Origin of the sequence: Paramagnetospirillum caucaseum, assembly GCF_000342045.1 — a bacterium.
Taxonomy (GTDB): domain Bacteria; phylum Pseudomonadota; class Alphaproteobacteria; order Rhodospirillales; family Magnetospirillaceae; genus Phaeospirillum; species Phaeospirillum caucaseum.
Genome location: NZ_AONQ01000056.1, coordinates 17,350 through 29,697, shown reverse-complemented (window position 1 = coordinate 29,697; position 12,348 = coordinate 17,350). Strand labels below are relative to the sequence as shown.

Genomic DNA, 12,348 nt, shown 5'->3' with positions numbered 1-12,348 from the left:
TACCCCCGCCTTGAGACCCAAGCCCCCTCCCCAACCCTCCCCCGCCTGCGGCAAGGGAGGGAGTCTGATCGAGGACGCAACCCATGTCCGATACTTCTTTCGACGTCGTCATCATCGGCGGTGGTCCGGGCGGCTATGTCGCCGCCATCCGCGCCGCCCAACTGGGCCTCAAGACCGCCTGCATCGAGAAGCGCGGCGCGCTGGGCGGCACCTGCCTCAACGTCGGCTGCATCCCGTCCAAGGCGCTGCTGACCGCTTCGCATCACTACCACGCGTGCGCCCACGAGATGGGCTCGTTCGGCATCAAGGTGGGCAAGGTCGAGATGGACGTGGCCGGCATGATGGGCCACAAGGACAAGGTGGTGTCCGACAACACCAAGGGCATCGAGTTCCTGTTCAAGAAGAACAAGGTGACCTACATCGTCGGCGCCGGTGCCATCACCGCGCCGGGCCAGATCGAAGTGACGGCCAAGGACGGCGCCAAGTCCACGGTGGCCGCCAAGCACATCGTCATCGCCACCGGCTCCGACGTCACCCCGCTGCCCGGCGTCGAGATCGACGAGGAGGTGATCATCTCGTCGACCGGCGCGCTGGCTTTGCCGAAGACCCCCAAGCACATGGTGGTCATCGGCGGCGGCGTCATCGGCCTGGAGCTGGGCACCGTCTGGGGCCGCCTGGGCGCCAAGGTCACCGTGGTGGAATTCCTCGACCGCATCCTGCCCTTCAATGACGGCGAGGTGTCCAAGCAGATGCAGCGCCTGCTGGCCAAGCAGGGCATGGCGTTCAAGCTGGGCACCAAGGTCACCGGCATCGCCAAGTCGGGCAAGAAGGCCACCGTCACTGTCGAACCCGCCGCGGGCGGCAATGCGGAGACGATCGAGGCCGATTGCGTCCTGGTGGCCATCGGCCGCAAGCCCTATACCGACGGCCTGGGCCTGGACAAGGTCGGCGTGGCGCTGGACAAGCGCGGCTTCGTCCAGATCGACGGGCATTTCCGCACCAACGTGCCCGGCATCTACGCCATCGGCGACGTGGTCGGCGGCGCCATGCTGGCCCACAAGGCCGAGGAGGAGGGCGTCGCCCTGGCCGAGATTCTGGCCGGCCAGCACGGCCATGTGAACTACGACGCCATCCCGGCCGTGGTCTACACCTGGCCGGAAGTGGCCAGCGTCGGCAAGACCGAGGAGCAGCTGAAGGCCGAAGGCATCGCCTACAAGGCCGGCAAGTTCCCCTTCACCGCCAACGGCCGCGCACGCTCCATGAACGAGGTCGACGGCTTCGTCAAAATCCTGGCCTGCGCCGCCACCGACAAGGTCCTGGGCGCCCACATCGTCGGTCCCAATGCCGGCGACCTCATCGCCGAGGTGGTCCTCGCCATGGAATTCGGCGCGGCCTCCGAGGATATCGCGCGCACCTGCCACGCCCACCCGGGCCTGGGCGAAGCGGTCAAGGAAGCCTGCCTCGCCGTGGACGGCCGCCCGCTGCACACGTAGTTTTTTCGTTTCCCGAACGGAAAGGGCGCCCCCCTGGGGCGCCTTTTTTGTTTTGGGGCGGGAAAGAACAAGAGACGAAGGGGCGTGTCCCTGCTCGCGTCCATCGCGTCGCCCTGTCATCCCGACGACCGCCGGAGGAGGGATGACAGGAATGGACTACCCCCGCTCCCGCAGGAACTCCGCATAGGCCGCGTCGAAGGTCAGGATGTGGTCGCACAGCCAGCGCTTCAGCAAATCGACCAGTTCGTCGGCCACGTAGTCCGGCCCCGACACCATCAGCCGCTCGATCAGCGCGTCCAGCTGGAAGATCAGGTATTCGTGGTCATAGCGGTGGGCGTCGCGGCCGGGATAGCCCGCCCGCTCCATGTCGCGCTGTTCACGGATGAAATGCTCGCGGGTGAACAGGCACAGATCGCCCGCCGCCTGGGTCACCAGGTCGGCGCCCAGCCGGGCGGTGGTGAAAATCCGGTTCATCAGCGCGAACATCTCGCGGTGATCCTCGTCCTCCGGCTCGATCTGGAGCAGAAGGTCATCGGACCACTCGATCTTATCGTTCCCCCATGAAACAATCCGATTCGAGGCCATATGACAGGTATCCTTCTTCACCCGGCAACGCCCGCCCAAGGCGTCCCCAGCGCCCGGCCCCAGGGTATGCACTCGATGCTTGAATTGATACACATCGAAAGTCATGGATCATTGTGGTGAGCGAGCCCGTCTCCATCGGCGCCAGGGCTGTCTTCTGCCTGTGCGCGGCGGAAGTGCTGACCATGGTCGGCGTCTTCGCCTTTCCCGCCCTGCTGCCCGCCTTCATGACCGAATGGGGCTTGAGCAATACCGAGGCCGGATGGATTTCCGGCGTGCTGTTCGCCGGCTACACCATGGCGGTGCCGGTGCTGACCACCCTGACCGACCGCATCGACGCCAGGAAGGTCTATCTGGCCGGCGCCCTGGTGGCCGGCCTGTCCTGCCTGCTCTACGCCGTGGCGGCGCAAGGATTCTGGTCGGCCATGGCCCTGCGCTTCGCCGCCGGGGTGGGACTGGCCGGTACCTACATGCCCGGGCTGAAGGCCCTGGTCGACCGCACCAGCGGGGCGCAACAGGCCCGCTGGATCAGCTTCTACACCGCCAGCTTTTCCCTGGGCACGAGCGGGTCGTTCATGATCGTCGGCCTGGTGGCCGAACTGTGGGGATGGAAGGCCGCCTTCGCCCTGGCCGGGGCCTGCGCCCTGGCCGCCGCGACCCTCATCCTGGCCCTGCTGGAAAAGGCCGAGCCGACGCCTCCCGTCCAGCCGGTCAATCCCTTCGATTTCGCCCCGGTCTTCCGCAACCGCGCCGCCATGGGCTATGTGCTGGGCTATGCCGCCCATGTCTGGGAACTGTTCGGGGCGCGCTCGTGGATGGTGGCCTTCCTCGCCTGGGTGCTGGCCGCCCAGCCGGGCGCCGCCGGCCCCTCGCCCACCGCCACCGCCACCATCGCCGCCCTGTTGGCCATGGTCTCCTCGGTGGTGGGAGCCGATCTGGCCATCCGTTTCGACCGCCGCCGGGTCTGCGCCGCCGCCATGCTGTCCTCGGCCGCCATGGCGGCGGTGATCGGCTTCCTGGGGGGGATGCCCTACGGCGTGGTGGTCGGGCTGATGCTGCTCTACAACGTGCTGATCCAGATCGATTCGGCGGCGCTGACCACCGGCGCGGTGATGGCAGCCCACCCCGGACCGCCGCGGCGCCACCATCGCCATCCACTCCCTGCTGGGCTTCGGCGCCGGCTTCGTCGGGCCGCTGGCCTTCGGCATGGTGCTGGACCTGGCCGGAGGCGGCAATTCCTCCCTGGCCTGGGGCCTCGCCTTCGCCTCGCTGGCCGTGGTGGTGGGATTGGGACCGCTGGCGTTGCGGCTCAGATAACCCGCAGGATCATCACCCCGGATTCCCCCGCCCGATAAACCAGCCGCCAGGGCAGGCCGGGCAGGGGCAGTTCCCTTGTCCCCGGCGCGACGCCGTCGCGCCCCCGCCCGGGGAAATCATCCAGGCAATCGGCGGATTCGGCGATCAGGCGGCCGACCCGCTTGGCCGCCTGATCGCCGCCCAGGCCCGAGCGCAGCCGGAACAGATCGGTCAAGGCCGCGTCGGACCAGCGGATCATCTCAGCAGCTTCCCGGCGGGCCGGATTCGCCGTCGCCGCCCCAGCCCAGCAGCCAGAGGCGCACCCGGGCATGGTCGGCGGACAGGCCGGGCGCCGTGCCGAATTCGCCCTCGCCCGCCGCCCGGATCACCGCGTCGCGGGCGGCGGCGGCCTCGTCCCCGGCATCGAGATGAGCGCGCAGCGCGCGTTCCAGCAGCGCCGCCCCGTCGCCGCCCTCCGCCGCCAGGCGTTCCTCCAGGCGGCGGGCGAGATCGTCGTCGAGAACCAGCTGAATCGTCCGGGGCATGGGCTTCTCCTGCAAGGCCGGAAATCCTACAGCCTCTTGTGGCCCCTGGCTAATAAGCATACGCTCATACTTTCGGTTGATGGCTCATGGGGGATGGGACATGTTCGAGGCGGCTGAACTGGGGCGCAAGATCTCGCGCGAGGATTTCGATGCCATGGCTCCGGGCCTGCGCACCGAACTGCTGGCCCTGCAACAGCAACTGCGCGAGGCGGACTTTCCGGTCGTCGTGCTGTTCGCCGGCGTCGACGGCGCCGGCAAGAACGAGACGGTCAACCTGCTCAACGAATGGATGGACCCGCGCTGGATCGTCACCCGCGCCTACGGCCCGTCGTCGGACGAGGAGCGCGAGCGGCCCGAATACTGGCGCTACTGGCGCGACCTGCCGCCCAAGGGCAAGGTCGGATTGTTCATGTCGTCGTGGTACCACCACCCGCTGATCGACCGGGTCACCGACAAGATCAGCGGCCCCGAACTGGACGAGCGGCTGGAACGCATTGTCCATTTCGAGAAGACCCTGGCCGACGAAGGCGCCCTGATCCTCAAGTTCTGGATGCACCTGTCGCAGAAGGCCCAGAAGAAGCGCCTGAAGAGCCTGGAAAAGGACGAACTCACCGCCTGGCAGGTGACCAAGCAGGACTGGCAGCATTGGGAGATGTACGACAAGTTCGTCGCCGCCGCCGAACGCATGATCATGCACACCAGCAAGGGCCACGCCCCCTGGCAGATCGTCGAGGGTGCCGACCCCCGCTACCGCTCGGCGGTGGTGCTGCAGACCCTGAAGGAGGCCATCACCAAGCACTTCGCCGCCCGCGACGCGGTGAAGAAGGTCAACGCCGAGATCAAGGGCAAGAAAAGCGACCAGCCTGGCGCGCTGGCCTCCCAGCCCTCGATCCTGTCCTCCCTGGACATGACCCAGGACATCGAGGGGGCCGAGTACAACCAGGCCCTGCAGGAACAGCGGGCGCGGCTCGCCCACCTCTACCACGCCGCCAAGGAGAAGGGCGTTTCCACCGCCCTGGTATTCGAGGGCTGGGACGCCGCCGGCAAGGGCGGCACCATCCGCCGCCTGACCAACGCGCTCAACGCGCGCGACTATCAGGTGATCCCCATCGCAGCCCCCACCGAAGAAGAGCGCGCCCAGCACTATTTGTGGCGCTTCTGGCGCCACATCGCCCGGGCGGGCCGCGTCACGGTGTTCGACCGCTCGTGGTACGGTCGCGTCCTGGTGGAGCGGGTCGAGGGCTTCTGCACCGAGGAGGCCTGGCGCCGCGCCTATGGCGAGATCGTCGATTTCGAGAAGCAGCTCACCGACCACGGCATCGTCATGTGCAAATTCTGGCTGCACATCACCGCCGAAGAACAGCTGGCCCGCTTCAACGCCCGCGGCGAGATCGAATACAAGAAATGGAAGCTGACCGACGAGGACTGGCGCAACCGCGAGCAATGGGGCGCCTACGAACAGGCGGTCAACGACATGGTGGAGCGCACCTCCACCACCGATGCCCCCTGGACCCTGGTCGAGGCCAATTCCAAGAACTTCGCGCGCGTCAAGGTTATGCGCACCGTGGCCGACGCCCTGGAGGCAGCCCTGGGCAAACCTGGAAAAAAGAAGAAGGATTAGAAGGGGCTGGCAGAGTCTTTCGGATAGGCAAACCTATACGACAGAGGCAATAACGCTAAATAAGCTATTGACTACCGGTTTCATTCTACATAAAAACCCTTATGAATGGGGAGGAGAACGCGCCAAGCGTCACATCCCCTTTTAGTAGGGGGGTTACATGAAGATCGCAATCCGGCTGTGGCTGATCGTCGTCACCGCGCTGTGTGGAATCGCCGCCGTGGTGGCGGCCAGCCTGACGCAGATGAACCATGACCTGCTCGACGACCGCGAGGTCAAGACCCGCCACATCGTCGAGGTCGGCCAATCCCTGCTCTCCCATTTCGAGGAGCAGGAGCGCGCCGGAAAGATCAGCCGGGAGGAGGCCCAGGCCGCCGCCCTGGCCGCGGTCTCCAAGCTCCGCTACGAGGGCTCCGAGTACCTGTGGGTGCACCGGCTGGGCGAATCGGTGATGCTGTCCCATCCCAACGCCAAGTTGATCGACCAGCCCATCGAGGACATGAAGGACCCCACCGGCCTGCTCCTGTTCCGCGAGATGAACCGCATCGTCCGCGAGAAGTCCGCCGGCTTCGTCTACTACATGTGGCCCAAGCCCGGCGCCACCGAGCCGGTGAAGAAGCTGTCCTATGTCCAGGGCTTCGCCCCGTGGGGCTGGGTGATCGGCAGCGGCATCTACATCGACGACGTGTCGGCCGCCTTCCGTACCCGCGCCCTGCAGTTCGGCGCCGCCGCCCTGGGTGTCCTGGCCCTGGTCTGGCTGATCGCCGCCTGGGTGGGACGCGGCATCACCCGCCCCTTGAGCGACGTCACCGCCACCCTCGACCGCCTGACCCGCGACGACCATGGCGTGGAAATCCGCCACACAGAACGTGTCGATGAGATCGGCGCCCTGGCCCGTGGCCTGAAGGTGTTCCAGAAGCATATCGAGACCGCCGCCGAGGCCGCCGCCGAGAAGCTGCGCCAACAGGATGCCGATCTGGCCCGCCAGCGCCGCATCGAGCGCCTCACCTCCGAGTTCGACGCCAAGGTGGCCGGGGTGATCAAGTCGGTGGGCGCGGCGGCCGCCCAGATGCAGTCCACCAGCCAGTCCATGTCGGCCATCGCCGACCAGACGGCGCGTCAAAGTACCGCCGTGGCCTCCGCCGCCAACCACGCCGCCATGAGCGTCCAGACGGTGGCCGCCGCCACCGAGGAACTGCACGCCTCGGAAGCCGAGATCGCCCGTCAGGTGGAGGTTTCCACCGCCCGCTCGCGCACCGCCGTCCAGGAGGCCGAGCGCTCCAGCGAGATCGTCAGCGGCCTCAATTCCGCCGCCGGCCGCATCGGCGAGGTGGTGGCGCTGATCAACGACATCGCGTCGCAGACCAACCTGCTGGCGCTCAACGCCACCATCGAGGCGGCGCGGGCCGGAGAAATGGGCAAGGGTTTCGCCGTGGTCGCCAACGAGGTCAAGAACCTCGCCAACCAGACGGCGCGCGCCACCGAGGAGATCACCTCGCAGATCGGCGAGGTGCAGTCGGCCGCCACCCAGGCCGCCGGCGCCATCGCCGCCATCGTGCGCACCATCGCCGAGATCGACGAGACCTCGTCGGTGGTGGCCGAGGCGGTGGACCAGCAATCGGCCGCCACCACCGAGATCGCCCGGAGCATCGAGCAGGCCGCCACCGGCACCGCCGAGGTCTCCAGCAATATCGGCGAGGTCAGCGACGCCGCCCGCCATGCCGGCTCCACCGCGTCAGAGGTGCTGGCGGCGGCGGCGGAACTCACCGGCCAGGCCGACGCCCTGCGCACCGAGGTGGAGACCTTCCTGGGCGCCATCCACGGCAACGGCCAGAAAGCCGCCCACCTGCATCTGGTGGCGGCGGAGTAATGTTCCGCGGGCGGGACGCCCGCTCTCTCCCTACCCCTTGCGCGACAGGACGAACAGACCCTGGTCGGCGAACAGATTGGCGATCCCCTCGCAAGACGGGATCGCCATTGTCTTGCCGCCACGGTCCAGCGGGATCGAGCGCTCCACCGTGATGCCCAGGTCGCGGCACAGGTCGAGGAAATCGCGGATGGTGCAGAAGTGGATGTTGGGGGTGTCGTACCACTCGTAGGCCAGGGTGTCGGTCACCGGCATACGGCCCCGGGCCAGCAGATGCAGCCGGACCCGCCAATGGCCGAAATTGGGGAACGACACGATGGCGCGGCGCCCGATGCGCAGCATGTGGCTGAGCACGGTGCGCGGCTCGTAGGTGGCCTGCAGCGTCTGGCTGAGGATCACGTAGTCGAAGGCGCCCGAGGGATAGTCCTTCAGGTCGGTGTCGGCATCGCCCTGGATCACCGACAGGCCGTGGGACACCGCCGCCGACACGCCGGCCATGGACAGCTCGATGCCGCGCCCGTCCACCCCCTTGGTGCGGCCCAGCCAGTCCAGCAGCGCCCCTTCGCCGCAGCCCACGTCCAGCACCCGCGAGCCGGGCTCGACCATGTCGGCGATCAGCCGGAGGTCGACGCGCAGATTGCCGTTGGAGACGGTCATCATCGCCCGCGCCCCCCGTCGGGACGCGGCAGGCCGCGATGGGCGGCGGCCCCTTCCAGGAAGCCGGTCAGGGTGGCGTGGAACTCGGGCTCGTCCAGCAGGAAGGCGTCGTGCCCCTTGTCCGACTTGATCTCGACGAAGCTGACATTGGCCGCCACCGCGTTCAGCGCATGCACCACCGCCCGGCTTTCCGAGGTGGGGAACAGCCAGTCGCTGGTGAAGCTGACCACGCAGAAGCGGGTCCGCGTGCCGCGGAAGGCATTGGCCAGCACGCCGCCGTTCTCCGCCGCCAAGTCGAAATAGTCCATGGCCCGGGTGATGTAGAGGTACGAATTGGCGTCGAAGCGGTCGACGAAGGTCGAGCCCTGGTGGCGCAGGTAGCTTTCCACCTGGAAATCGGCGTCGAAGCCGTAGGTGACGGTGTCGCGGTTCTGCAGGTTGCGGCCGAATTTCTGGTGCAGCGCCGGTTCGGACAGATAGGTGATGTGCGCCGCCATGCGCGCCACCGCCAGACCGCGATGGGGCCGCATGCCCTGCCGCAGATAATCGCCGTCGCACCAGTCGGGATCGGCCATGATCGCCTGGCGCCCCACCTCGTGGAAGGCGATGTTCTGGGCCGAGTGGCGGGCGGCCGCCGCGATGGGAATGGCCGAGAACACCCGCTCGGGGTAGAACTGCGCCCATTTCAGCACCTGCATGCCGCCCATGGAGCCGCCGACCACGCAGAACAGCTGGTCGATGCCGAGAAAGTCCACCAGCCGCGCCTGGACCTTGACCATGTCGCCGATGGTGATGACCGGGAAGTTCAGCCCCCAGGGCTGGCCGGTGACGGGGTTGTCGTCCATGGGCCCGGTGGTGCCCATGCAGCCGCCCAGCACGTTGGAGCAGATCAGGAAATAGCGGTCGGTGTCGAACACCCGCCCCGGCCCCACCAGTTCGCTCCACCATCCGGGCTTGGCGGTGATGGGATGGGGGTCGGCGACGTAATGGTCGCCGGTCAGGGCGTGGCAGATCAGGATGGCGTTGGACCGGTCGGCGTTGAGCCGGCCATAGGTCTGGTAGGCCACCTGGACCGGCCCCAGCTCGACGCCGCAATCCAGCAGAATCGGCCGGTCGCGCCCCAGCTCGACCTTGAGGCCGGCAGGGTTGGCGGGGGCAGTCGGGACAGGCTCGCTCTGGGACATGGGATCACGCGCCGCGACAGGGAATGGATTAGCTATGGTCGCCGGCGGGTACTGTCAACGTTTTCTTTGATTTCCGGGTCAAGCCGCACTAAACCTATCCCTCTTGGACCCACCATTTCCGGCCCCCTTTTCCGCCATGACCCAGGACAGCGCCGCCCTCGAGCAGCTCCGTCGCGAAATTGATCGCATCGACGATCAGTTGCACGACCTGCTGATGCGCCGCACCAGCCTGGTGGGCGATATCGCCGCGGCCAAGGGCGACCGGCGGGTGACGCTGCGCCCCGGGCGCGAGGCGCAGATCCTGCGCCGCCTGCTGGACCGCCACGCCGGCCCGTTCCCCAAGCTGGCCGTGGTGCGCATCTGGCGCGAGATCGTCGGCGCGCTGACCGGCCTGCAGGGCCCGTTCACCGTGGCGGTGCATGCCGCCGGGCGCTCCACCGCCGCCATCGATCTGGCGCGGAACCATTTCGGCGTGGTGGCGCCGCTGCACGCCTTGCGCAGCCCCGGCCAGGTGGTGCGCGCCGTCGCCGACGGCGAGGCGGCGGTGGGGGTGATCCCCCTGACCCCCGGCACCGAGGCCGCCGACGACGCCGAGCCGTGGTGGACCAGCCTGATGCTGGAAAGCGGCGACGCGCCCCGCGTGGTGGCCCGCCTGCCCTTCGCCCCTACCCCGGCGGTCAAGGGCTCGGCCGAGCCCCCCCAGGCCCTGGTCATCGCCTGCCGCGACCACGACTGCTCCGGCGACGACCGCACCCTGGCGGTGCTGGAGACCGGCCCGGACCTCTCGCGCGACCGCCTGCGCGCCATCCTGTCGGCCGCCGGACTGGAGCCCGCAGAACTGCTGGCCATCCACCGCCACGGCGCCCAATGGCTGCACATGGTGGAGATTCTCGGCCATGTCACCGCCGCCGATGCCCGGCTGGCGGCCCTGGTCGCCCCCAAGGACCCCGTCGGCCGCATCGCCGTGGTCGGCGGCTACGCCACCCCCTTCGCGCCCGAAGCGCTTGTCTGATCCCTCACCCTTTTCGCTGGAGATTGAACCGTGACCGCTCCCACGCCCCGCCCCGGCATCATGGACATCCGCCCCTATGTCGGCGGCGAATCCGCCATCGAGGGGGTCGACCGCATCCTCAAGCTGTCCTCCAACGAAGGCGCGCTCGGCCCCAGCCCCAAGGCCGTCGAGGCCCTGCGCGCCATGGCCCCCGAGATGCACCGATATCCCGACGGCGGCGCCGAGGATCTGCGCCGGGCCATCGCGGCGCGCTACAAGCTCGACCCGTCCCGCATCGTCTGCGGCGCCGGTTCGGACGAGTTGCTGGGCATCCTGTGCCGCGCCTATGCCGGCCCCGGCGACGAGGTGCTGTACTCGGCCCACGGCTTCCTGATGTACGCCATCGCCGCCAAGGCCTGCGGCGCCACCCCGGTCACCGCCCCCGAGGTCGAGCTGACCGCCAACGTGGACAACCTTCTCGCCGCGGTGACGCCCAGGACCAAGATCCTGTTCCTGGCCAATCCCAACAACCCGACCGGTACCTACCTGCCGGCCGCGGAAGTAGCCCGCCTGCGCGCCGCCCTGCGCCCCGACGTCCTGCTGGTCATCGACGCCGCCTATACCGAGTTCGTCAGCCGCAACGACTATTCCGGCGGCATCGAGCTGGTGGAATCCTCGGACAACGTGGTGGTCTGCCGCACCTTCTCCAAGATGTACGCCCTGGGCGGCCTGCGCCTGGGCTGGGCCTACTGCCCCGAGGCGGTGGCCGGCGTGCTCAACCGGGTGCGCAACCCCTTCAACGTCGGCGCCCCGGCGCTGGCGGCCGGCCTGGCCGCCTTCAACGACACCGCCTATGCCGAGCTGTGCAAGAGCCACAACGACTACTGGCTGCCCTGGCTGTCGGGCAAGCTGGCCGATCTCGGCCTGACCGTGGTTCCCAGCGTCTGCAACTTCGTCCTGGTGCGCTTCCCCGCCACCCCGGGCAAGGACGCCGTCACCGCCGACAAGTTCCTGCGCTCGCGCGGCATCATCGTGCGCGCCATGGGCGGCTACGGCCTGGGCGATTCGCTCCGCATCACCATCGGCACCGGCGACGAGAACCAGATGGTGGTCGATACGTTGAAAGAGTTCGTGGGAGCATGACCCAGACTCCGTTATTCGATACCGTCTGCTTCGTCGGCATCGGCCTGATCGGCTCGTCCCTGGCGCGGGCCATGCGCAAGCATGGCCTGGCCCGGCGCATCCTGACGCTGGACCCCAGCGAAAAGGCGCGCAAGACCGCCCTGGAGCTGGGCGTGGTCGACGCCGCCACCGACAATCCGGCGGCGGTGATCCCCGAGGCCGATCTGGTGGTGGTGGGCGCGCCGGTGGGCGCCACCCAGGCAGTGGGCGGGGCCATCGGCCCGCATCTGGCACCCGGCACCATCGTCACCGACGTGGGTTCGGTCAAGCTGTCGGTAATCCGCGACCTCGGCCCCTATATCCCGGACGGCGTCGAGCTGGTTCCCGGCCACCCCATCGCCGGCACCGAGCATTCGGGGCCGGAGAACGGCTTCGCCGAACTGTTCGAGGGCCGCTGGCACATCCTGACCCCGGTCACCGGCGGCGATCCCAAGGCGGTGGACAAGGTGGCCGAGTTGTGGCGCCGGGTCGGCTCGCAGGTGGAGATCATGGACCCCCACCACCACGACAAAGTGCTGGCCATCACGTCCCACCTGCCGCACCTGATCGCCTATACCATCGTCGGCACCGCCAACGACCTGGAAGGCCACATGCAGCAGGAGGTGATCAAGTTCTCCGCCTCGGGCTTCCGCGACTTCACCCGCATCGCCGCCTCGGACCCGGTGATGTGGCGCGACGTATTCCTCAACAACCGCGAGGCGGTGCTGGAGGTCATCCAGCGCTTCACCGAGGACCTGACCGCGCTGCAGCGGGCCATCCGCTGGGGCGAGGGCGAGGTGCTGCACAAACGCTTCACCGAGACCCGCGCCATCCGCCGCGCCATCATCGACGCCAAGCAGGCGTAAATCGCTCCGTTCGTGGATGCCCGGATCAAGTCCGGGCATGACGGCATACAATAGGTTTCGTCATTGCCGGGCTCGACCCGGCAATCCA

At 68.1% G+C, this 12,348-nt stretch carries 12 protein-coding genes; 7 read left to right on the top strand and 5 right to left on the bottom strand.

Features of this window, described 5'->3' with window-relative positions; translation table 11 throughout:
* Positions 1 to 83 precede the first annotated feature (83 nt).
* On the top strand, positions 84 to 1,493 hold the full coding sequence (gene lpdA / locus H261_RS17180; protein WP_008620002.1) for a dihydrolipoyl dehydrogenase: 1,410 nt from the start codon (positions 84 to 86) through the stop codon (positions 1,491 to 1,493).
* 156 nt (positions 1,494 to 1,649) lie between these two features.
* On the opposite strand, the gene H261_RS17175 is transcribed toward lpdA, so the two are convergent.
* Positions 1,650 to 2,078 (bottom strand): bacteriohemerythrin, encoded by a 429-nt coding sequence (locus H261_RS17175; protein ID WP_008620001.1) that lies wholly within the window; start codon positions 2,076 to 2,078, stop codon positions 1,650 to 1,652.
* Positions 2,079 to 2,194: 116 nt separating this feature from the next.
* Here H261_RS17175 and H261_RS17170 point away from each other — a divergent pair, with 116 nt between their 5' ends.
* Entirely contained in the window at positions 2,195 to 3,430 is a 1,236-nt protein-coding gene (locus tag H261_RS17170) for an MFS transporter (RefSeq protein ID WP_008620000.1), read from the top strand.
* Here H261_RS17170 and H261_RS17165 read toward each other — a convergent pair.
* Both H261_RS17165 and H261_RS17160 read right to left on the bottom strand, forming a co-directional pair.
* The gene (locus tag H261_RS17165; RefSeq protein ID WP_008619997.1) at positions 3,385 to 3,630 is read right to left on the bottom strand and encodes a type II toxin-antitoxin system RelE/ParE family toxin; all 246 of its coding nucleotides are present in this window, start codon (positions 3,628 to 3,630) and stop codon (positions 3,385 to 3,387) included. The genes H261_RS17170 and H261_RS17165 overlap by 46 nt on opposite strands.
* Before the next feature lies 1 nt (position 3,631).
* Positions 3,632 to 3,916 carry a transcriptional regulator gene (locus H261_RS17160; protein ID WP_235062967.1) on the bottom strand — a complete coding sequence of 95 codons (285 nt, stop codon included), beginning with the start codon at positions 3,914 to 3,916 and terminating at the stop codon, positions 3,632 to 3,634.
* Between the two features lie 100 nt (positions 3,917 to 4,016).
* On the opposite strand from H261_RS17160, the gene pap reads away from it, so the two are divergent.
* Both pap and H261_RS17150 read left to right on the top strand, forming a co-directional pair.
* Complete coding sequence (gene pap / locus H261_RS17155) at positions 4,017 to 5,537, top strand: polyphosphate:AMP phosphotransferase (RefSeq protein WP_008619992.1); 1,521 nt, start codon at positions 4,017 to 4,019, stop codon at positions 5,535 to 5,537.
* Positions 5,538 to 5,694: 157 nt separating this feature from the next.
* Complete coding sequence (locus H261_RS17150; protein WP_008619989.1) at positions 5,695 to 7,404, top strand: methyl-accepting chemotaxis protein; 1,710 nt, start codon at positions 5,695 to 5,697, stop codon at positions 7,402 to 7,404.
* A gap of 30 nt (positions 7,405 to 7,434) precedes the next feature.
* Here the strand turns inward: H261_RS17150 and metW are convergent, their stop codons facing one another.
* Complete coding sequence (metW, locus tag H261_RS17145) at positions 7,435 to 8,061, bottom strand: methionine biosynthesis protein MetW (RefSeq protein WP_008619987.1); 627 nt, start codon at positions 8,059 to 8,061, stop codon at positions 7,435 to 7,437.
* A complete protein-coding gene (gene metX / locus H261_RS17140) occupies positions 8,058 to 9,242 on the bottom strand; it encodes a homoserine O-acetyltransferase MetX (protein ID WP_008619984.1) in 1,185 nt (394 codons plus the stop codon). The genes metW and metX overlap by 4 nt, the downstream gene beginning before the upstream one ends.
* 136 nt (positions 9,243 to 9,378) lie before the next feature.
* Here metX and H261_RS17135 point away from each other — a divergent pair, with 136 nt between their 5' ends.
* The 3 genes from H261_RS17135 to H261_RS17125 are packed head-to-tail and all read left to right on the top strand — an operon-like array spanning position 9,379 to position 12,260.
* A complete protein-coding gene (locus H261_RS17135; protein ID WP_008619983.1) occupies positions 9,379 to 10,254 on the top strand; it encodes a chorismate mutase in 876 nt (291 codons plus the stop codon).
* Positions 10,255 to 10,284: 30 nt separating this feature from the next.
* Positions 10,285 to 11,376 (top strand): histidinol-phosphate transaminase, encoded by a 1,092-nt coding sequence (hisC, locus tag H261_RS17130; protein WP_008619981.1) that lies wholly within the window; start codon positions 10,285 to 10,287, stop codon positions 11,374 to 11,376.
* Positions 11,373 to 12,260 carry a prephenate/arogenate dehydrogenase family protein gene (locus H261_RS17125; RefSeq protein WP_008619979.1) on the top strand — a complete coding sequence of 296 codons (888 nt, stop codon included), beginning with the start codon at positions 11,373 to 11,375 and terminating at the stop codon, positions 12,258 to 12,260. The genes hisC and H261_RS17125 overlap by 4 nt, the downstream gene beginning before the upstream one ends.
* Positions 12,261 to 12,348: the final 88 nt, after the last annotated feature.

Excerpts from the sequence above, each read along its gene's own strand:
- metX (WP_008619984.1), bottom strand. The coding sequence starts at position 9,242 with ATGTCCCAGAGCGAGCCTGTCCCGACTGCCCCCGCCAACCCTGCCGGC.
- H261_RS17175 (WP_008620001.1), bottom strand. The coding sequence starts at position 2,078 with ATGGCCTCGAATCGGATTGTTTCATGGGGGAACGATAAGATCGAGTGG.
- H261_RS17150 (WP_008619989.1), top strand. The coding sequence starts at position 5,695 with ATGAAGATCGCAATCCGGCTGTGGCTGATCGTCGTCACCGCGCTGTGT.
- lpdA (WP_008620002.1), top strand. The coding sequence starts at position 84 with ATGTCCGATACTTCTTTCGACGTCGTCATCATCGGCGGTGGTCCGGGC.
- H261_RS17165 (WP_008619997.1), bottom strand. The coding sequence starts at position 3,630 with ATGATCCGCTGGTCCGACGCGGCCTTGACCGATCTGTTCCGGCTGCGC.
- H261_RS17160 (WP_235062967.1), bottom strand. The coding sequence starts at position 3,916 with ATGCCCCGGACGATTCAGCTGGTTCTCGACGACGATCTCGCCCGCCGC.
- pap (WP_008619992.1), top strand. The coding sequence starts at position 4,017 with ATGTTCGAGGCGGCTGAACTGGGGCGCAAGATCTCGCGCGAGGATTTC.
- H261_RS17125 (WP_008619979.1), top strand. The coding sequence starts at position 11,373 with ATGACCCAGACTCCGTTATTCGATACCGTCTGCTTCGTCGGCATCGGC.
- H261_RS17135 (WP_008619983.1), top strand. The coding sequence starts at position 9,379 with ATGACCCAGGACAGCGCCGCCCTCGAGCAGCTCCGTCGCGAAATTGAT.
- metW (WP_008619987.1), bottom strand. The coding sequence starts at position 8,061 with ATGATGACCGTCTCCAACGGCAATCTGCGCGTCGACCTCCGGCTGATC.